This is a genomic window from Mesorhizobium sp. CA8 (assembly GCF_020164955.1).
Lineage (GTDB): Bacteria > Pseudomonadota > Alphaproteobacteria > Rhizobiales > Rhizobiaceae > Mesorhizobium.
On the sequence record NZ_JAIUHG010000013.1, the window covers coordinates 135,348 to 156,231 of the forward strand.

18 protein-coding genes are annotated in these 20,884 nt (G+C 61.9%); 8 read left to right on the forward strand and 10 right to left on the reverse strand.

Features of this window, described 5'->3' with window-relative positions; translation table 11 throughout:
• Positions 1–13: 13 nt before the first annotated feature.
• The 3 genes from LB553_RS16320 to LB553_RS16330 form a co-directional block, all read right to left on the reverse strand.
• Entirely contained in the window at positions 14–763 is a 750-nt protein-coding gene (locus LB553_RS16320; protein WP_224514815.1) for a metallophosphoesterase family protein, read from the reverse strand.
• Entirely contained in the window at positions 756–1,562 is an 807-nt protein-coding gene (locus tag LB553_RS16325; protein ID WP_224514818.1) for a nucleotidyltransferase, read from the reverse strand. Before LB553_RS16325 ends, LB553_RS16320 begins: the two co-directional genes overlap by 8 nt.
• A 113-nt stretch (positions 1,563–1,675) precedes the next feature.
• A complete protein-coding gene (locus LB553_RS16330) occupies positions 1,676–1,837 on the reverse strand; it encodes a hypothetical protein (RefSeq protein ID WP_224514820.1) in 162 nt (53 codons plus the stop codon).
• A gap of 260 nt (positions 1,838–2,097) precedes the next feature.
• Here LB553_RS16330 and LB553_RS16335 point away from each other — a divergent pair, with 260 nt between their 5' ends.
• Positions 2,098–4,416 (forward strand): FdhF/YdeP family oxidoreductase, encoded by a 2,319-nt coding sequence (locus LB553_RS16335; protein WP_224514822.1) that lies wholly within the window; start codon positions 2,098–2,100, stop codon positions 4,414–4,416.
• Between the two features lie 57 nt (positions 4,417–4,473).
• Here LB553_RS16335 and LB553_RS16340 read toward each other — a convergent pair whose 3' ends face one another.
• From LB553_RS16340 to LB553_RS16350, 3 genes are all read right to left on the reverse strand, one after another.
• Complete coding sequence (locus LB553_RS16340; RefSeq protein WP_224514824.1) at positions 4,474–4,851, reverse strand: response regulator; 378 nt, start codon at positions 4,849–4,851, stop codon at positions 4,474–4,476.
• Positions 4,844–7,954 carry a CheR family methyltransferase gene (locus LB553_RS16345; RefSeq protein WP_412033347.1) on the reverse strand — a complete coding sequence of 1,037 codons (3,111 nt, stop codon included), beginning with the start codon at positions 7,952–7,954 and terminating at the stop codon, positions 4,844–4,846. The genes LB553_RS16340 and LB553_RS16345 overlap by 8 nt, the downstream gene beginning before the upstream one ends.
• Positions 7,955–8,285: 331 nt before the next feature.
• Positions 8,286–9,431, reverse strand: coding sequence for an ROK family transcriptional regulator (locus LB553_RS16350; RefSeq protein ID WP_224514828.1), 1,146 nt, complete (start codon positions 9,429–9,431; stop codon positions 8,286–8,288).
• 217 nt (positions 9,432–9,648) lie between these two features.
• Here LB553_RS16350 and LB553_RS16355 point away from each other — a divergent pair, with 217 nt between their 5' ends.
• From LB553_RS16355 to LB553_RS16385, 7 genes are all read left to right on the forward strand, one after another.
• Complete coding sequence (locus LB553_RS16355) at positions 9,649–10,902, forward strand: ABC transporter substrate-binding protein (RefSeq protein ID WP_224514830.1); 1,254 nt, start codon at positions 9,649–9,651, stop codon at positions 10,900–10,902.
• 66 nt (positions 10,903–10,968) lie between these two features.
• Positions 10,969–11,904 (forward strand): carbohydrate ABC transporter permease, encoded by a 936-nt coding sequence (locus tag LB553_RS16360; protein WP_224514831.1) that lies wholly within the window; start codon positions 10,969–10,971, stop codon positions 11,902–11,904.
• Positions 11,897–12,802, forward strand: a complete 906-nt coding sequence (locus LB553_RS16365) for a carbohydrate ABC transporter permease (protein ID WP_224514834.1) — start codon at positions 11,897–11,899, stop codon at positions 12,800–12,802. The genes LB553_RS16360 and LB553_RS16365 overlap by 8 nt, the downstream gene beginning before the upstream one ends.
• A gap of 52 nt (positions 12,803–12,854) precedes the next feature.
• Positions 12,855–13,961 carry an ABC transporter ATP-binding protein gene (locus LB553_RS16370; RefSeq protein ID WP_224514835.1) on the forward strand — a complete coding sequence of 369 codons (1,107 nt, stop codon included), beginning with the start codon at positions 12,855–12,857 and terminating at the stop codon, positions 13,959–13,961.
• 14 nt (positions 13,962–13,975) lie between these two features.
• Positions 13,976–14,743, forward strand: coding sequence for an SDR family NAD(P)-dependent oxidoreductase (locus LB553_RS16375; protein ID WP_224514837.1), 768 nt, complete (start codon positions 13,976–13,978; stop codon positions 14,741–14,743).
• Positions 14,744–14,772: 29 nt separating this feature from the next.
• Positions 14,773–15,750, forward strand: a complete 978-nt coding sequence (locus LB553_RS16380) for a sugar phosphate isomerase/epimerase family protein (protein WP_224514839.1) — start codon at positions 14,773–14,775, stop codon at positions 15,748–15,750.
• An 18-nt stretch (positions 15,751–15,768) separates the two neighbouring features.
• Positions 15,769–16,581: an SDR family NAD(P)-dependent oxidoreductase gene (locus LB553_RS16385; protein WP_224514841.1), complete on the forward strand. Its 813-nt coding sequence runs from the start codon at positions 15,769–15,771 to the stop codon at positions 16,579–16,581.
• Between the two features lie 569 nt (positions 16,582–17,150).
• Here LB553_RS16385 and LB553_RS16390 read toward each other — a convergent pair.
• The 4 genes from LB553_RS16390 to hutC form a co-directional block, all read right to left on the reverse strand.
• Complete coding sequence (locus LB553_RS16390) at positions 17,151–17,933, reverse strand: ABC transporter ATP-binding protein (RefSeq protein WP_224514843.1); 783 nt, start codon at positions 17,931–17,933, stop codon at positions 17,151–17,153.
• A gap of 10 nt (positions 17,934–17,943) precedes the next feature.
• Positions 17,944–18,807 (reverse strand): ABC transporter permease, encoded by an 864-nt coding sequence (locus tag LB553_RS16395; RefSeq protein ID WP_411962143.1) that lies wholly within the window; start codon positions 18,805–18,807, stop codon positions 17,944–17,946.
• Between the two features lie 28 nt (positions 18,808–18,835).
• A complete protein-coding gene (locus LB553_RS16400; RefSeq protein ID WP_224514875.1) occupies positions 18,836–19,837 on the reverse strand; it encodes an ABC transporter substrate-binding protein in 1,002 nt (333 codons plus the stop codon).
• 315 nt (positions 19,838–20,152) lie between these two features.
• Positions 20,153–20,884, reverse strand: a complete 732-nt coding sequence (hutC, locus tag LB553_RS16405; RefSeq protein WP_224514847.1) for a histidine utilization repressor — start codon at positions 20,882–20,884, stop codon at positions 20,153–20,155.

The following is a 20,884-nucleotide window of genomic DNA, read 5'->3' on the forward strand; positions in this document are numbered from 1 at the left end:
ATCGCTGGCCGGCTCAGATCTCGAGCAGTGCGTAAGGCCGGCCGGTCGGTTTCGCGATATGCATGGCGACATTGTAAACTTTCGCGCCGCCGGGAGTTTGGCCTTCGAAAGTGCCACGATGAGCATGCCCATGCACGACAGCGCTCACCTTGAACCGGTCGATCGTTTCCGCCAGCCGGGAAGAGCCGAGGAACGGGAAGATTTCCGGCGGCTCGCCGGCGACCGTCTCCGCGATCGGTGCGTAGTGAAGCACCACTAGCGTGCGCTTGGCGCGGACTTGCCGCATGGCATTTTCGAGCCGCATCGCCTCGCTGACGCTCTCGGCCACCATGGCTTTGATTGCCGGCTCACCGAAGGACCCAAGCATCCTCGGGCCGAAGCCGCCGACAAAGCCCTTCACGCCGACAAAGCCGACCTCCATCAGCTCCGTCGCCTGTCCGTCGAGGAGATGAACGCCGGCATGGCGAAGCGTCGCCGCGATCTGCTCTGCGCAACCGGATTCGTAGTCGTGGTTGCCGAGCACCGCAACCACGGGAATTGAGCAGGCCCGCAGATCCTCCGCCAGAAGCTCGGCCTCCTTCGGCTTGCCGAGATTGGTGAGATCCCCGGCAAGCACCAGGACATCGGCTTCGCGCGAAACCTCGCCGAACAGATCGCGGTAGGAGGTCTGCGCATCTTCCTGAACATGCAGATCGCCCACAGCGGCGACTTTGACCTTGCCGTTTCCGTCCGCTTTGCGGTCTGCCTTGCTTTGTTCAGCCATCGCGGAATTCTCCAACGCCGCCGACGCCTGCGAAGCCCCATTCCTTGACGTCGATCTCATAATCGATCTGCGACAGCAGCCGGCCACGGCAGATCTTCATTCTGGGCGACGGCAGCCGCCGCTGTGTGGCCAGCCGCTCGAGCAGTTCGTCGAGCAGCCAGTCGGGGACAAGGTCGCGCTCGCTCGGATAGATCCAGCGGAAGTTGAGCAGCTGCATCAAAAGCACCTCCCAGTGGACGTCGAGATAGGAAAGCAGCCTCTGCCAGTCGATCTGGTCATGCGCCTTGAGAATGGTATGGGCGATGTCGGCGCCATCATGACGACCCCTGTCCTGAATGAAGCATTTCGACCAGATGAGCTCCGTCGGTCCGATGATCCGGACACGGCTGCCGAGCAGCTCGACCTGGCGGGCATGCTCCAGCCACTGGTCGTCGACCAGCATGGTGCCATTGGCCGATGCAAAGATCACATCGAAGAAATGCGAACCTTCGAAGACCTTCCTGAGCCAGCGATCGTCCTCAATCTCGACGGCGTAGCCGATATCCTTGAAATGGGCGAGGACGCGCGCGCAATCGCCGGCCTTGCAGAAGATATCGAGGTCCTTGGTCTGGCGCACGACGCCGGTATAGGCGCTCACCGCATAGGTCCCCGCAACCAGAAAAGGAATGTCGGTGGCGGCGAGCTCGCGGATCGCCTGCGTATAGAACGCTTCCGCCTCCGCGCTCTTCGGCGTCGGCTCCGCCTTGGCGTCGATCACAGGCAGCGTCGCCAGCACTCCCGGCAACTCGTCGTTGGCCATCAACCGTTGCTCCGGTGTCGATCTTCACGTCCGCTTCGATAATAGCGACGGCCCCGCGTTGTTCCGCCCTCAACGACACTGCCTTGGATGCGGCGCCGGCGAGGCGGACCGCTCTAGTCGCCTTTCTCCCGGTACAGACGCTCGGCTGCCCGGTCGCTTTCGCGTTGCTCCGCCGGTCCGCGGCGCCGGCGGGTGAGGAGAACGTAGACGATCACGAGCAAAAGAATGAGGGGACCGCCCGCGACGACGATGAACCACAAATCGGTGCCTGACATTGGTCTTCCTTCCCGGATCGAAGGCAATGCTCCCGCAGCCGGGGTTGCCGGCGATGCGCTAAGCGCCCGGTCTTGGCTAACCGGTAAAGGGGTCAAATGTTCCGCTGCCGCAACAGGTTCGCGGCGGGCAGTTGTCGACAGCAGAGCAGGCCTGGCGGCCCATCTCGCGCAAAACGACTCTGCCGCAGCGTTCGCCGGCACTGGAACATAGCGGCGCCAGAAGGGTTGGAGATCAAAGCGATAGCCGACCGAGTTCCACCATGAGGCCCTCCACCACCAACCACATCGAAATCCGCAAATACAATCACCCGACCGGCGGATGGGGATCCCTCAGATCGCTGATCCGCAAGGCTCGCGCAGAAGGTCTGCTGACGTCCGGCATCTGGAGCACGCTGCTCAAGCAGAACAAGGCGGACGGCTATATGTGCGTCTCCTGTTCCTGGGCGAAGCCTGCCGAGCCGCGGCCGTTCGAGTTCTGCGAGAATGGCGCCAAGGCGACGATTTGGGATCAGACGAAGCGGCGCTGCGGCCCGGAGTTCTTCGCCGCGCATTCCGTCAACGAGCTGCTCGACTGGCCCGATCACGATCTGGAAAAGCAGGGTCGCCTGCTCGAGCCGATGCGCTACAACGAGGTCACCGACAAATATGAGCGGGTGGCGTGGGAGGCCGCATTCCGGGATATCGGCGAAGAGCTGAGCCAGCTCGATCCGAAATCGGTCGTGTTCTACACCTCGGGCCGCGCTTCGCTCGAGGCATCGTTCATGTATCAGCTCTTCGCACGCATCTACGGCTCGAGCAATCTGCCGGACTCTTCGAACATGTGCCACGAGTCGACCTCGGTCGGCCTGCCTGAGTCGATCGGCTCGCCGGTCGGCACCGTGCAACTGGAGGATTTCAGCCGTTGCGACCTGATGTTCTTCTTCGGCCACAATACCGGCGTGACCGCGCCGCGATTGCTCCACCCGATCGAGGACGCGCGCCAGCGCGGCATACCCGTCATCACGTTCAATCCATTGCCGGAACGCGGCCTGAAACGTTTCAAGAATCCGCAGAACCCAATTGAAATGCTTTCGCCGGGCGCCGGCACAAAGATGTCCAGCGACTTCTTCCAGATCCGCGGCGGCGGCGATATCGCCGCCATGACCGGCATTGCGAAAGCCGTTCTCGCGCTCGACGACGCGGCGAGGCGGACCGGCGCGCCGCGCGTCCTCGACACCGCTTTCATCGAAGAACACACGCAAGGTTTCGATGCGTTCGAGGCCTATCTACGCCGCACACCGTGGGAAAAAATCGAGATGCGTTCGGGCATCGCGCGCGCCGACCTCGAGCATGTGGCGGACATCTACAGCAAGGCTTCGGCGGTCATCGGCAATTACGGCATGGGCCTGACGCAGCACCGGCACGGGACCGAAAACGTCCACATGCTTTGCAACCTGCTCCTGATGCGCGGCAATATCGGCAAACCGGGCGCCGGCGTGTCCCCGCTTCGCGGCCATTCCAATGTTCAAGGCCAAAGAACCGTCGGCATCTCCGAAAAGCCCGAGCTGGTGCCGCTCGACAAGTTTGCCGAATTTTATCGGTTCGAACCGCCGCGCGAGAAAGGGCGCGACACCGTCGAAACATGCGAAGGCGTGATCGACGGCTCGGTGAAGGCGTTCATTGGACTGGGCGGCAATTTCGTACGGGCCGTCCCGGAAACCGGGCTCGTCGAAGACGCCTGGCGGCACCTGAGATTGCATGTCCAGATCGCCACGAAGCTGAACCGCAGTCACCTGATACCGGGAGCCGTCACCTATTTGCTGCCCTGCCTTTCGCGCATCGAGAAGGACCTGCAGGCTACCGGCGAGCAACATGTCTCCATTGAGGATTCCACCGCCTGCATCCATGGCTCCTTCGGCCATCGCACGCCAGCCGGACCCAACCTGCTCTCCGAGCCGCGGATCGTCGCCGAACTCGCCAAAGCGACAGTTGCCGGCAAGAGCTCGATTCCGTGGGATGAATGGGTAGCCGACTATGCCCGCGTGCGGGACGAGATCGAACGTTGTTATCCGGATCACTTCAAGGACTTCAACAAACGCTTCCTGGCGCCGGGCGGGTTTCACCGCGATATCAAGGCTTCGAAGCGGGTGTGGCAGACCCCCAACAAGAAGGCCAACTTCAAGCCGCCGACGATGCTGGAAACGGATCCGGACATTGACGTCTCGCAATCCAACGTGCTGACGCTGATCACGGTTCGCTCCAACGATCAATTCAACACCACCGTCTACGGCTACCGCGATCGCCTTCGCGGCATCGACGGGACGCGCATGGTGTTGCTCATGAACGAGCACGATATCGAACGGCTGGGACTCCATGACGGACAGGAGATCGATCTGGAATCTGCGGCAGGCGACGGTGTCGAGCGCCGTGTACACGGATTGCGCGTCACTCCCTATTCCATTCCACGCGGCGATTGTGCCGGCTATTATCCCGAGCTCAATCCGCTCATTCCGCTGTGGCACCGAGCCGAAAAGGCACATGTGCCGGCGGCAAAGTCGGTGCCGGTCCGCGTGATGACGACTTCGGCGCCATCTCGCTAGCGCCGAGGGACATTGGCGGAGGAGTCCCCAGTGGCGGCTTCGTCAAGTTCGCGCCTGTCAACAGGCGGTATGACTAGCGCCGCTGCCATTAAGCATGCCGCTAACGGCTTGAATGAGCGTAAGGGCCAGCACAGGCTTTGGCAGTATCCGATAGGCACGTAATTCCATTGGAACGTCCGGCGGCACATATCCGCTCGCAAAAACGAACGGAATGTCTCGTTCTGTAAGGAATGGTATCAGCGCAGCGCTCGTCTCGCCGTTGAGACCGATGTCCAGCACCGCCGCCGAGATAACTTCGTTTTCGATCAGCCCGATCGCGCTGCGTACGGATGCGGCAGGTCCCACGACTTCATAGCCCGCTTTTTCGAGAACATCCTTGTGATCCTCGGCGATCAGCCACTCGTCCTCAACAACCAGAATCCGTGCGTTAGCCAACCGCCGTCTCCCGGCGATCGAGTGGAAACGCCAATCGCAGCTTAAAACCGTCGGAGTCGTAAGCTGTTTCGAATTTGCCGCCCAGCCGGTATTCGATTTCCCCTTTGACCAGAGCCAAGCCAAATCCGGAGTTTTCGGGCTGCTTGACCGGTGGGCCGCCCGTTTCAGTCCATTCCAAGCGGAATTCCTGGCCAAGGACGGACCAAGTGACTGACACCTTGCCGCTCGCCGAGGATAGCGCTCCGTATTTGGCGGCATTGGTCGCCAGTTCGTGGACAACCATTCCAAGGGAAAGAGCCTGTTGGGGTTTCAAACGGACGTCATCACCAGCCCTGGTGCTGCGCTCCAAACCAAAGGGTTCTAACTCCTGCCGAACGATCTCCTCAGCCGAAGCCTCTTTCCAGCTTTCACGCGACAGCACGCCGTAGGCCCTCGCCATCGCCTGCAGGCGGCCGATCAGCGCTTCGGCAAAGACTTCCGGCGATTCAGCATTCTTCAGGGTCTGGCTGGCAATGCTCACGGTAACAGCCAGCATGTTCTTGACCCGATGATTGAGCTCGGAGATGAGGACCCGCTGATGAGCTTCCGCTTGGGCCAGGGTCGTGACGTCAACGAAGGTCACGACGACGCCCTGTATCTTGCCGACGGCATCCCGGTAGGGGATTAGGCGGACGAGATAGTGAACGCCGTCACCATCGCGCGAAAGCTGATGCTCGATCATCTCGCCTGACCGAAAAACCTGCGCGATGTGTTCGCGCAACTGCGGATAATCGAGCCGGCTGGCAAGATCGGTAAGCGGACGACCGACATCGCTCGGCAGCAGATTGAAAAATGAAGAAGCAGCCGGCGTGAAGCTTCGAATAACCAGCCTCGGATCAAGAAAGACAGTCGCAATCTTGGTGCTGTCGAACAGGTTCTTCAGGTCACTGTTGGCGCGATCGAGATCCTCGACCTTCGATACCAGCTCGGCATTGATCGTGCTCAGCTCCTCGTTGAGGGACTGCATCTCCTCCTTGGAGGCTTCGAGCTCCTCGTTGGACGACTGCGCTTCCTCATTGACCGAGACCAATTCCTCGTTGGAGGATTTGAGTTCCTCCAGCGCGGTTTCATACTCTTCGATTGTAGATTGCAGGCGCTCGCGGGTGTCGCGCAGCTCGCGCTCCAGATCCGCCAATCCGCCGGCCGCCGACTGGGAACCCGTCTGGGCCGTCCGCGGCTGCGAACGCCCGACCGGCTCGAAAAGGACAAGGAAAAGCGGTTCGCTTCCGCGATCGGCCAGAGGTTCGACGGTCAAGGTTACAAACTGGACGCGGTCGTCGTCCTCCTCAACGGCAATCGCCTCCCGCACGACGGGACGCCTGTTTTCGGCCGCTTCCCGTAACGCGCCACGCAGTTCCAGGCGCAGCCCACTGCGCACCATCGTCAGCAATTGACGGCTCGGCACACCTTGCGGCGGTTCAAGATACTTGCCCGTTCTGCCGGAATAATAGACGACATCTCCTTCGCCGTTGACGACGACGTGGGCTGGCGCGAAGCGCTCCAGTACCTGAGCTTCGACGACCTGGCGCAGCGAATAGGACAAGCCGCGCCCCGCACGGGCGTCGCCGCCTTTTAGCTGGCTGCTCGAAGACGCTGCATTAAGCAGAAGGGGCAGGCGCGGCGGCGCTGCGTGTTCGCGTGCCTTGAAGATGCGATGCTTCTTGTCGACCGGCGCGAACAGTTCGCTGTGTTGGCTCAGGCTCTCCGACGTGCCGAGGAACAGATAGCCGCCTGGCTTCAGTGAGTAGTGAAATGTCGGAATGACCTGCTTTTGAACGTCGGGCCCGAAGTAGATCAACAGATTTCGGCATGAGACCATGTCCATGCGTGAGAACGGCGGATCGCGAATGACGTTGTGGGCAGAGAAGATGCAAAGATCGCGCACGCTCTTATGCAGCACAAAGCTGGTGCCGTCATTGTTGAAGAAGCGTTCGCGACGTTCGGGTGAAACCCCGGCCAGCAACGGTTCGGTATAGCGTCCCGAGCGGGCGGCACTCAGTGCGGCGTCATCGATATCGGTTGCGAATATCTGCACACGCGGCACCACCGGCAGCGTGTCCATGTGCTCACGCATCAGCATGCCGATCGAGAAGACCTCTTCTCCCGTCGCACACCCGGGAACCCAGATGCGGATCGTGTCATTGGCGTCGCGGCCTTCGAACAGTTTTGGGATCACCGTATCTTCCAAAATCTTGAAGGCATCGGTGTCGCGAAAAAAGTTGGTGACATTGATCAACAAGTCCCGAAACAGGAAGCGGACCTCGTCTGCGCTCGAGCGCAGCAGGTCGACATACCTGTCGATCGAGCTGAGCTGCTTGATCTGCATGCGGCGCCTGACGCGACGAAGCACCGTCTTCGGCTTGTAACCCGAGAAATCATGTCCGGAGTGGCTGCGCAGGATGGCGTATATTTCATTTTGCGCGTCGCGGACGCTCCCCTCCTCCGCCCTGCCGTCAGCCACCGGGTCGTCCACCAATTCGAAACTGCGCGCGAATTCGGCAAGCTTTTCTCCCATATCGCGTGCTGGGACGGCAATGTCGATCAACCCTGAACCGATGGCGCTTTGAGGCATGTCCGGATTACGCGGCCCAGACCCGTCGGCGATTTGAGCGAGCGTCAGTCCGCCATGCTCTTTGATCGCCTTCACACCCAACGTCCCGTCTGAATCTCCGCCGGACAGAACAATTCCGACCGCGTATTCCCCGTGGTCCTCAGCCAGCGCGCTAAAGAAGATGTCGATCGGCTTGCGCTCTCTCGATACGGAGTTCGGGTGCCGTAGTCTGAGCGCGGTGTTTTCGATCGTTAAGATCGCGTTGGGCGGCATGACGTAAATGACGTCGGGCCGAACTTCGATCCCATCCTCGGCGACCTTGACGGGAATGTCGGTATAGCGGCCAACCACTTCATGCAGCAGGCTCTCGCGTTCCGGACTTAAATGCGTAACGATAACAAAGCCAACGCCAAGGCTGGAAGGGACCCCGTGAAAGAGTTCTTCCATGGCGGGGATGCCGCCGGCCGAAGCGCCGATGCCGACAATAGGGAATCTCGGCTTGGCCATATCCATCCTGCTTAACTAGGCTAAACGTGCCAGTGGCGATTTTGATCCGACGCGCGTGGATATTTTTAGAGGCTGGCCGATTGAGCCATCCGATAGGCAAAGCTTGAATGCGAGCCGGTCGAATTTTTTATAGCGGAAACCGTGCACGTGCAATGGAGACTCGCGCCTGCAACAGGTGTCGCTGGTCCGGCAATCGTCAGTTCGACTAGCCGTGCCAGATGCTCGCTCCGATACGATGGCGGGACAGCTGGCTGCAGACCCAGCCTTCGGTACTATAGTTCGCCAGCTTCTTGAGCGTCGTTAGCTCCCGGAACCATTCTCTGAGCGGTCTGGCCGATCAGCCGATCGACAGTCCCTCTGTCTGATGTCTCAGCACGAGGCCGACGGCGCCCAGCAACGCATCGTTTTCGGTGTGCTTGCCTACGATTATCCGCGTGCGCAGGGCCGGAGCGATATCGCGGGACTTGATGAGCGTGTGGCGTTCATAGGACGCGATCAGCGGCGTCAACATAATGTCGCCAGCTAAAGCCATGTGGCCGCCGATGATGATGAGCGGCGGATTGAGCACCGAGCCGATCAAGCCGAGACCCCGGCCGGCGATCTCGGCGGTATCCTCGATCATCCGCAACGCCCGGACGTCCCCCTGCTCTGCCATCGTGATGACGTCGCCCATGGTGACTTGCCGCCGCACGATACGCGAGATCTGTTCCAGTGGCCGGGCAAAACTCGCATAGAGCTCCAGGCATCCGCGATTGCCGCAGCGGCAAAGATCGCCGCCGGGATCGATGCTGATGTGCCCGAATTCGCCGGCGCCGCCGGCGATGCCCGTCACCAGCCGGCCATGCTGGACAATGGCCCCACCGACACCCAGATCGATCTTGAACAGCACGAAATCGTCTTGGCCGATGGCCGCACCCCACATCAGCTCCGCAATGGCCGAGCAGTTGCTTTCGTTGTCGGCGAAGATCGGCTGCTCCAGGACGGGTCCGAACACATCTCGTATGTTGACGCCGGCCCAGGTTGGAACCATGCTCGCGCGCAGCACCACTCCATCGCGGCTGACAGGGCCAGAGACGGACACCCCAACCCCCAGGAGCCCGGCCACCGGCAAACCGTTTTCCTTGTAAGATTGGGCAATTGCCGATTTGACCATCTGGGCCGCCTGTTGCGGCTGGTAGTCCAGAGGCATCGAGATAATTTGTTCGGCAATGACGGAATGCGAGACATCGGCGACGATGAGCCGTATCTCCTGAAGAGCCAGGTGAATTCCAACGCAGGTGCCCGCTGTCGGATTGAGCGTCAAGGCCGCAGCCGGCCTGCCGATGCTTCTGACCCCGTCCCGGTTGGCCGGGGCTTCGATCACCATCCCCGATTTTCTCAAACCGTTGAGCGCGGTTGAGACCGTCGAGCGCGCCAGACCGGTGACGCGTGTAATCTGCGATGCGGAGAGTATACCGCGCTCACTCAGGCACCGCACGATCATGCTCTCCGGCGACGCGGACGGTCTGTCGATCAGCCAGGTTCTAAGCGAAGGTTTTGTCATGGATCAACATAAACATCGTTGACTGATAGCTCCAATATGTCATCTTGGAAAGAACTCGAGATTAACGCATCTCGCCGGCGGCGGCTTCAAACCGCGGCCATAAGCGGTCGATACGAACCGTGCAACACCATATGGGAGTGAAACGATGAAATGCGTCATGACCGCCTTAGCGGCAGCTGCTGCCTGGACCTTTGTCGCCGGGACAGCCTTCGCCGAGCCCAAGACGAACCTGCTGCACCAATGGGCGACGGGATCGGACGCCCAGGCGATCGCCAAGCTCGGCGAGATGTTCACCGCCAAGGGCGGCAAATGGGAACAGACCTCTATCGCCGGTCACACCGCCAATACGCTGGCCAAGCTGCGTGCCGACGTGATCGCCGGCAATGCCCCGCCTGCCGTGCAGCTTAAGGGCCCGGAAATCGCCGAGTGGAACCAGACCGGCATGACCGCCGATCTCGACGAGTTGGCGGGCTCGGAAGGATGGGAGAAAGTCGTCGCGCCGGAATTGCTTCCGGTGATGAAGCCGACCGGCAAATGGGTCGCCGCTCCCATGAACATCCACCGCATCAACTGGCTCTGGGCCTCGCCGAAGGTCATGCAGGCGGCTGGCGTGGCGGAAATGCCCAAGACCTGGGCCGAGTTCAATGCAGCCTGCGACAAGATCGTCGCCTTAGGCAAGATCTGCATCTCGCATTCGACCGCCGACTGGACGGATTCGACGGTGTTCGAGGTCGTGCTCTACGGCCAGGACATCGATCTCTATCGCAAGGCCTTCGTCGAAGGCGATGTCGAATCGATGCGCAGCCCGGGGATGGTCAAGGCCTTCGAGCAGATGCGGCTGATGACGAGCAAGTATATGGATCCGGGCATGGTTGGCCGCGACTGGGATTCGATGTCGGCGCTGGTCGGCAAGGGCGACGCGGCGTTTCACATCATGGGCGACTGGACCATCGGCCTGCTGACCGCCGCCGGCTTCAAGGAAGGCACCGACTATGTCTGCGCCCAGGCGCCGACCGATTGGGGCAAGCCCGGCTTCATCCTCAACTCGGACTCGGTCGTCTTCTTCAAGCAGAAGGACCAGGATTACGTCGACGGCCAGAAGCTGCTTGCCAGCCTGATCCTGTCGCCCGACTTCCAGACGGTCTTCAACCAGGCCAAGGGCTCGATCCCCGCACGCCTCGACATCGATCTGTCGAAGGGTTTCAATCCGTGCCAGCAGGTCTCGCAAAAGGATCTGCAGGCTTCGATCAAGGAAGGCACGCTGGTCCGCTCGATGGCGCACAACATGACCATCCCGCAGAAGATGCGCGGCGCGATCATGGACGCCATCACCGAGTTCGTGGCGACGCCCGACATGTCAGCCGAGGACGGCGCCAATGCGATGGCCGACGCGGCAGAAGCACAGAAGTAGACGGAAACGGCCGGGCGCAATGGCTAGCCGCACCCGGCCATCCTCCATCTCAGTCCCGCGCTCGAAATGTCAAATCACGACCTGACCCTATCGGTCCCGGCGCCCGCCCGCCCCTGGCGGGAGCGGCTGGGCTCCGCGGTGCCCTTGCTGGTGCTCGGCCCCTCCCTTGTGGCGAGTTTCGTCTATGTCTTCGTGTTCACCGGCTGGACGCTCTACATCTCGCTCTCGAATTCTTCGCTGCTCCCGAGCTACGGCTTTGTCGGCCTGGACAATTATGCGTCGCTCTGGGCGAACCGGCGCTGGAACATCGCCTACAACAACCTCTTTCTCTTCAGTGGTTTTTACATCGTCGGCTCGATGGCCGTGGGACTGCTGCTGGCGATCCTGATCGACCAGCGCGTGCGCGGCGAAGCGGTCTGGCGGACGATCTTCCTCTATCCGCTGGCCGTCTCCTTCATCGTCACCGGCACGGTCTGGAGTTGGCTCTACAACCCGACCGACGGTATCCAGGCGATGGTGCGCGGATTGGGCTGGACGAATTTCAGTTTCGCACTCGCCAGCGACCGGCACCATGCGATCTACGCGGTGATCATCACCGGTGTCTGGCAGTCCTCGGGCTTTGCCATGGCGCTCTTCCTGGCTGGTTTGCGCTCGGTGGATTCGGACCTCGTCAAGGCCGCCCAGATCGACGGCGCCTCGACCTTCCGTATCTATCGCAAAGTGCTTCTGCCAACGATTGCGCCGATCTTCCTGGCCGTCGCCGTCATCCAGATCCAGTTCGCCATCAAGACCTTCGACCTCGTGGCGGCCCTCACGAAAGGCGGGCCGGGAATCTCGACCACGTTCCCCGCCATCTATGTCTATGACCTGATGTTCCAACGCGGCCAGATCGGCGAAGGCGCCGCGGCTGCCATCATGATGCTTGCCGCTCTTGCCGTGGTGCTGGTGCCCTATTCGTTCTGGGTGGTTTGGCGCCGGCGCAAGGAAGCCGGACATGGTTGACGCAGCGCTGGACCAGTCGCTCGATCATCGCGCCGCCACGGTTGCAGCGCGCAGGCATTTCCTCACCCGCTTAGTCATCTATGGGCTGTTGGTTGTCTTCGCGGCGATCTATCTGGTCCCGTTGTTGGTCGTGGTGCTGAATTCATTCAGCGATCAGCAAGAGATCGCGCGCAACGGGTTGATCTCGCTGCCACGCAGCTTCCGCCTCGAAGCCTGGAGCCAGGCCTGGAGCACCTATTGCATCGGCGGCACCTGCGAGGGCATGCAGCGCAACTTCTACAACTCCCTGAAAATGACCATTCCGGCAACGATCATCTCGACGACGGTCGGCGCGATGAACGGTTACATCCTGTCGAAATGGCGCTTCAAGGGTTCGGAAGCGCTGTTCACCTGCATGCTGCTCGGCGTCTTCATTCCGGGCCAGATCTCGTTGATGCCGTGGGCGTTCATCCTCGGCAATCTGGGCCTCAGCAATACAACCTACGGGCTCATCGTCATCCACGTGATCCAGGGCATTTCGTTCACCACCCTGTTCTGCCGCAACTACTACGTCAGCATCCCCGACGATCTGATCAAGGCGGCGCGCATCGACGGCGCAGGCTTCTGGCGCATCTTCCGCAAGATCATTCTGCCGCTTTCCTCGCCGATCCTGATCGTCACCGTGATCTGGCAGTTCACCGGTATCTGGAACGAATATCTGTTCGGCGTCGTCTTCACCTCCGGGCAGCAACAGCCGATCACGGCCGCGCTCGTCGCGCTGACGGCGAGCGGCACGAATGTACGCGCCTATGATGTCATGAGCGCCGCCGTGCTGATCGGCGCGCTGCCGCCGCTGCTGATCTATCTCTTCGGCGGCAAGTATTTCGTCCGCGGCCTGACCCAAGGCGCGATCAAGTGAACGGGCCTCATCGCATGTCGCCGATCGTCCGCTCCCCGAAGAAGGGCACCGTATGTCGACATTGACCATCCGATCCCTGCGCAAGAACTACGGCACGGTCGAGGTGTTGAAGGGCATCGATCTCGAGGCGCAGAACGGCGAGTTCATCGCCTTGGTCGGACCGTCCGGCTGCGGCAAGTCCACCCTGCTCGCGATGATCGCCGGGCTGGAAACCGTAACCTCCGGCGAGATCCGCATCGACGGCCGGCTGGTCAATTCGGTTGCGCCGAAGGACCGCGATATCGCCATGGTGTTCCAGTCCTACGCGCTTTACCCGACGATGACGGTGCGCGAGAACATCACCTTCGGCATGGAAAGCCGCCGCGTACCGAAGCCGCAGCAGGACGAGGCCGTCAAGCGGGTTGCTGCTTTTCTGCAGATCGAACCGCTGCTTGGGCGCAAGCCCGGACAGCTTTCGGGCGGCCAGCGCCAGCGCGTCGCGATGGGCCGGGCGCTGGTGCGTGATCCGAAACTGTTCCTGTTCGACGAGCCGCTCTCCAATCTCGACGCCAAGCTGCGCGTCGACATGCGTACGGAAATCAAGAAGCTGCATCACCGCGTCGGCAAGACGACGGTTTACGTCACCCACGATCAGGTCGAGGCGATGACGCTCGCCTCGCGCATCGCCGTGATGCATCAAGGCTCGGTCCAGCAATTCGACGAGCCGGCGACGATCTACAACCGTCCGGCCAATATGTTCGTCGCGGGCTTCATGGGTTCGCCGGCGATGAACTTCCTGCCGGCCGAACTGAGCGAAGAAGGCGGTCGCCCCACCGTTGCCTTGCCGACCGCCGACGGCAAGACGGTCGGCCTGTCTGTCGTCCAGACGCTTCCGTCCGACACGCCGCGACAGCTCGTTCTCGGCATTCGGCCGGAGCACATCTACCGGTCTGATCCCGATCTTCAGCGTCGCAAGCCAGGCATCGCGCAAATCGATGCCGTGGTCGAGCTGGTCGAGCCGACAGGTGCGGAAACCATGGCCGTTCTGCGCCTGGGCGCCAAGGAGATCACCGGCCGTTTCGACCCCGACGGCACGCCAAGGATGGGCGAGACGGTGACGCTCGGCATCGACATGGCGCGTGCTTGCTTGTTCGACCCGACGACCCAACGCCTGATCTGAAGAGAGTTCCGCATTTGTCCTTTGCCACCTATCCGAGCCTGGCCGACCGCGTCGTGCTGATCACAGGCGGCGCGTCGGGCATCGGCGCCGACACGGTCCGCGCCTTCGCCGCCAATGGCGCACGCGTCGCGTTTTTCGATCTGCAGCAGGAAGCCGGCGACAAGCTTGCGCGGGAACTCGCCGTCTCGGCACCGCACGCGCCACTATTCATGCACTGCGACGTGACCGATATTCCCGCGCTCCAGGTCGCGATAGGCACGGTGCGCGACCGCCTCGGATCTGTCGCGGTGCTGGTCAACAACGCCGCCGACGACAACCGCCACCCAGTTGCCGACGTGACGCAGGAGTACTGGGATCACGCCCAGGACGTGAACCTCAGGCACCACTTCTTTGCCGCCCAAGCCGTGCATCCACACATGAAGGAGTTGGGCTTTGGTTCGATCGTGAATTTTTCCTCGATCGCCTGGCGTTTCGGCGCGGCAGACATGGCGCCCTATGCGACGGCCAAGGCTGCGGTGGTCGGGTTGACATTTGCGCTGGCGCGGGCGTTTGGCCCCGACAACATCCGCGTCAACGCCATCGAGCCGGGTGCCGTCATCACCGACCGGCAACGGCAGCTTTGGTACAAGACGCAGGCGTCGGTCGACCAGGTCGTGCAGCGCCAGATGATCCGCCGGGTTCTGACCGGCGGAGAGATCGCGCGCACGGTGCTGTTTCTCGCCGCCGACGACAGCCGCATGATCACCAAGCAGTCGATCACTGTGGACGCCGGCCTGCGATGACCGCAAAACCCGAACCCAAGGATCGCTCCATGCTCCAGGTCGGCCTGAACCCTTACGGTCTGACCTATCATCTCGGCATCCAGGGCCGCGGCACGTCACGCGCCAATCCCCAACCGGCAGGGCTGGAAGGTTTCATCGCGCTCGCGACCGAACTCGGCGCGCGGGTGCTGGAGATCTGGGTGCCCTGGCTGACCGAACTTTCCGACGATGCGGTGATCGCGTTGCGGGAAAGGCTCGCCAGCCTTGGGATCACACCGATCGTCAGCGGCGGTCTTCTGGTGAGCGAACCGCTCGACCAGGCATTTCGGGCCGCACGTCTTCTGAGGGCCCAAATCATCCGGACGGCGCTGACGCCGGTTCTATGCGGCGACCGCAACGCTGCCGGCGACAAATGGAGCGAGTTCGCCGCCATCATTCGAGACAGGTTGAAGGAATGGGGTCCCCGCGCGATTGCCGAAGGCCATGTCCTTGCCATCGAAAACCACCAGGATTTCACCAGCCAGGAACTCGTCGATTTCTGCGCACTCGGCGGCGAAGGCGTCGGCGTCACCTTCGACACCGGCAACACGTTCCCGGTCGGCGAAGCGCCGCTCGATTTTACGCGGCGGATCGCACCTTGTGTCCGCCATGTCCACCTCAAGGATTACCGTGTGCAGTTCACAGCCGAAGGCTACCGGCTGATCCGTTGTGCCATCGGCGATGGCGCGGTGCCGTTTGCCGAGCTGTTCGCAATTCTTGCCGAACACCACGATCACATGACGGCTGTTCTCGAACCGGGCGCATTGGAGGCACGGCATGTCCGCTTTCTGCGCGACGACTGGTGGCACGGCTACCCGCCGAAGACGGCGCGCGAATTTGCGGCCTGCCTACGGGCCGCGCAGCGCAATCGGCTGCCCGACGATGCCGATTACCGCACTCCTTGGGAGCGCGAAGACGACGGTTCCCTGGTTTCCTACGAGCTCGACATGATCCGGCGCAGCGCCGCTAACATGCGCAATTTGGTTTGATGAAGTGGAGAAGATCTGGTGACGACACGTGAACTCGATGGATTGACCGCCTTCGTGACCGGTTCCGGCCGAGGTCTTGGCCGGGTGATGGCCGAGCGCCTGGCGGAACTCGGCGCCAATGTCGCGGTCCACGACATCGACGAAACAGCTCCGGCCAAATACGGCGAGTTCGCCAATCTCGGCGAGGTGGTCGAGCGCCTGAAGCGGCATGGGACGAAGGTCACGTGGGTGACCGGCAACATTGGCGACCGGGAGGCGGTGGCCGAGATGAAGCGCAAAATCGAGGCCGATCTCGGCGACGTGCATGTGCTGGTCAATTGTGCCGGGGGCGACATCGGCGCCAGGGGCGGCAAGCCGAACCCGAACAACGCCCTCGACATCGAACTCGAGGACATCCGCGTGCTGACCGAGAACAATCTGATCGGCACGATGCTGGTCTGCCAGGCCTTCGTGCCGCCCATGAAGCAGCGCGGCGGCGGCTCCGTTATCAACATCGCGTCGGCGGCGGCTCACCTCGGCTGCTCGCCCGAGGTCGTCTACTCGACGTTGAAGGCCGCGGTCGTGCATTACACGCGCTGCCTCGCCAAGGAACTGATCGACGACGGCGTGCGCATCAATGCGGTCAGCCCCGGCGCGACCAAGACCGCACGGTTCCAGGCGACCCGCGTGGTCGATCCGGCGCGCATGGACTCGAGCAAGAAAACGCTAAACCGGTATGCGGAGCCGGAAGAGATCGCCGAAGCGGTGGCCTTTCTCGCCGGCCCCCGCGCGCGCTTCATCAACGGGCAGGTCATCCGCGTCGATGGCGGTTTCACGATCTTCCCAGGTTGAGCAGGGGAGCTGCTAGGCTCCCCTGCCCTAACGCGGCGCGTTCGACGCGGCGCGCGTTCGGCCGTGTTGCGCTCGGGCAACATGGGCTGTGGAACTCACTAGAACGTCATCAAATGACGGCTGTGCCGTCCCCGCAGTGCGCGCGCAAGGCACTGTTGAAAGTGACCCTTGCGAGATGGCTGACGGGCAGCCGTCATGGCGCCGCCGTCCAAAGATCAGCCCGCGAAGGCCGCACCATCGAGACTCGCCAGCGAATTCGCCATACCGACCTGGGCGAGAGGTTGGCCAGGTGTCGAGGGAGTATTGCCGTGGCGCTACTTTTTCGAACCTTCGACCCGCGACTGTTTCCAGCCGCGGGTCGGGAGAGTTCTCGAGAAACCTGTCGTCAAATGTTGGCGAGCAATTCGTTGACGCGGCTTTCCATGTCCTGTCCCCTTCGTATTCTCTCGTATGGTCTGGCGAACCCAGGGATCACAAGGAGGACTAAACTAATCCCGCGTCCTCCCGTATAACCGCGCCGCCAATTCAACGCCGGCGATACTGTGGGCGGCCGGCAAGGCTGGCTCGCCTCATGCCGTTTCTGGACGTCTCGAAGCTTCTCGGATCGCCTTGTGGACATTGCGCTGCAGGTCCATGAACTCCGCGCTTTCCATGATCTCTTCCCGGCGCGGGCGCTCTATGTCGACGTTGAAGGTTCGCATGATGCGTCCCGGGCCGATCCCCATGACGACGATGCGATCGGACAGGTAGACGGCCTCCTCCACGTCATGGGTGACGAAGAGCACGGTTAGCCGATGCTCCTCCCAGATCTGCGTCAGCAGCTCCTGCATCTGGTGCCTGGTCAAGGCGTCGAGCGCGCCGAAGGGCTCGTCCATGAGCAGCATCTTGGGGCGATAAGACAGCGCCCGCGCGATGGCGACGCGCTGCTTCATGCCGCCCGACAATTCCGACGGATAGAGGTCGGCGCAGTGCGGGAGCTTGACGAGGTCGAGATGCTCGCGCGCGATCCTGCGGCAGGTCGAGCGATCATAGCCCGCGGCCTTGAGGGCAAATTCTATGTTCTGCTGCGCCGTCAGCCAGGGCAGCAGCGTGTAGGACTGGAAGACGACGCCGCGATCGAGGCCCGGCTTGAGGATCGGGGAGCCGTCGATGTCGAGCTCGCCCGCGTCGAAATCCTGCAGCCCGGCCACGATCGACAGCAGCGTGCTCTTGCCGCAACCCGACGTGCCCACCAGCGAGACGAACTCGTTGTCGGCAAGGTCGAGATTGATGTCGCGCAGCACCTGGGTGCGCCGCTCCCCGGTGCCAAAGCTCTTGTGCAGGCCTTCGACGCGCAGTTTGGGCAAACTCATCGGCCGAACCTCATTGCGCGTGGCCTTCCTGCCGGAACAGCACCTTTCCCAGCGCCTTCATCACCTGGTCTGTGATGAGACCGAGCACGCCCAACAGCAGGATGTAGCCGATGATGGTGTTGGTCTGGAAATAGCGCTGCGACACGGTGATGCGGTAGCCGAGGCCGGAAGTCGCCGCGACGAGTTCCGCCAGCACGAGCCAGGTCCACGCCCAGCCCAGGCTGATGCGCAGCGTGTCCCAGATGCCTGGCAGGGCGCTGGGAACCACGATCCGCGTCAGGATCTTGCGGTCCGGCAGGCCGAGCGTCCTGCCGAGGCCGACGAAATCCGTTGGAACCCGCTTCACATTGTCCATGATCATCAGAACCTGCTGGAAGAAGGTGCCAATGAAGATGATCAGGAACTTCTGGGCATCGCCGGTGCCCGACCACAGGATCGAAAGCGGCACGAAGGCGACCACCGGCATATAGCGGATGAAATCCACAAGCGGCTCAATGGCAGCTTCCCAGACCCTGAAGCTGCCGATCAGCACGCCGATCGGAATCGCCAGTGCCGAGGCGATCAGGAAGCCGACGGAGATGCGATATATCGAGGCCTTGAGGTCCAGCCACAACGTGCCGTCGCTCCAGAGCTTGCCGAGCTGCCCCGCCACGCTTTCCGGCGAAGGCAGGAAGATGGGCTTCACCAGCTCCAGGCCTGTCGCCGCCCACCAGGCAAGGCCGAGGCCGGCAAAAACGGCCACGGCGATCATCAGGAAACGCGACCGCGTGATGGGCGCGCCGATCCCGGAGGATCGTCGGCGCGACACCGGTCTCGCAGCCGGTCTTTGTGCTGGGCCGGACTGGCTCGTTTTGGCGGCGCGCTGCTCGGACATCCGCGCTACCACCGTAACGCAGCCTTGGTCATTCCGCGGCCTTGACGAATGACGGGTCGATCATCTGCTCCGGCGTCACGTCGGCCTGGAGGAGCCCGGCATTCTTGGCGGCGGCTTCGACATCAGCGAATGTCTTGGTGGAGAACTCGCCGGTCAGAGCGCTCTTGTTCTCGGCGAGGGAATAATAGCGCACGCCGTCGAAGGCGGTGTTGAGGTCCTCGACACTGGAACCGACGGCCTTGGAAATGATGGCGCGGCCGCCAGCGGTGTCGCCATTGTAGTCTTTCAGGGCCGCATCCCAGGTCTTGATCATGGCAAGCACCTGGCCGGGACGCGACTTGATCACCTCGTCGCGCACCACAAGCACGTCGCTGATCAGGCCGGGATCCTCGCCGGCGGTTAAGAGGAGCTTGACGTCCTTGTTCTGCGCCCTGGCCGCGGTGAGATAAGGTTCGTAGGTGACCGCGACCGGGACCTGCCCGGCAATCAGCGCGCTGCCGGCGTCAGCCGCCGGCATCGGCACCGGCTGCACATCGGCAATGGACATGCCGTTCTTGGCAAGGGCATATTTGAGCAGGATGTCGCTGGTCGTGCCCTCCTCGAAGGCGACCTGCTTGCCCTTGAGGTCGGCGACGGAGGAAATGTCCTTACCGGCGATCATGGCGTCGGCCGTCATGCTGACGTCGAGCAACAGCACGATCTTCACCGGAAGGCCCGCCGCAACCATGCCCATCGCGGTATGGGTCGCGATGTTGGCGCCATCGAGCTGGCCGCTCGCGAGCGCGGCGTTGATGTCCTTGTCCTCGGCGAAGTTGACGATTTGGACGTCCGACAGCCCGCTTGCCTTGAAAAGACCCTTGGCTTCGGCGACGTGCCACTGGCCATAGCCGAGCCATGGCTCGATGCCGATCTTGAAGGTTCCCGCTTCAGGTTTCGCGGGAATGGCCGCGTCGGCGGCATAGGCCGCCGGGGCGAACCCGATGACGGCAGCCGCGACGAGTGCACGAAATTGTCCTGCTAGGTTATGCATCATCTCTGTTCCCCTTTATGATCGCGACGCTCTTTGAACTGGATATCCGGCCTGGATGAGAATGCAGGCTTATGCTCTTGCGGCACTGTGCCTCGGCGTCTTACCTGCCACTTCAACGGAAGCGCAAGGATAGTCAACGTCAGCGGCGGTGAATGTCAAGGCGAAAATACATACATGCATATACAAGCTGGAGCCGCTCGAACCCGCGGCTTCCTGGGCATCGGGCCGCATCCGTTTGCCGCATGGCGTTCGGGTCGAGCGCATCCAGGAAATCCGTCACGCGGTTTGCGCCGGAACGGGACTCGCTTGTCGCGATCAGCCGCTTTTGGAAGGCGAGTACCGGCTGCCGAGCGAATAGCGGCTGCCGACGTAGGTCAGCTTGCTAATGGTGGCGACGATCGCTCCCGTCCACGTTCGGCGGTTCAGAAGCAGGCAGCAGCTGCCGGCATCGATGCCCAGATGCCGCGCCGTCTCGGCATCGGCGGGGATGGCCGAGATGATATGCTCGACCTCGGTCACCGGTGTCTTCTGCATCAGGTAGTCGTAGGTAGCGGTCTTGGAAAAATCCTGCTTGTCGTAGTCGGGTATCAGGCTCGGATTGACGAAGCGCTCTTCCAGCTGCACGGGCAGATCGTTCTCGAAATTGACGACGACGGAATGGTAGACCGACGAGCGCCTGGCGAATTCGAAGGACAGCGCAAGCTCCTTTGCCGGCATGATTTTTTCGAGGACGAGAACCTCGGAACGATGCTTGTTGCCGCGTGCCAGGATCTCGGCGACGATATTGTTGATCTCGATCAGGGCCGATTGCGGCCGCGGCGGCGCGATGAATGTTCCCACCCCCTGGAGCCGGATCAGAAATCCCGCGGAGGTCAGTTCCCGTAAGGCGCGGTGAATCGTCATCCTGGACACACCAAGCGCTGCCACGAATTCATTTTCCGACGGCAGCTTACGGTCCTTGCTCCATCGGCCGGTTCCGATGTTCGTCAGGATGTAGTCCTTGACCTTCTCGTAGAGGGGGCTGGCCGTATCGGGCAAAGTGTTCAT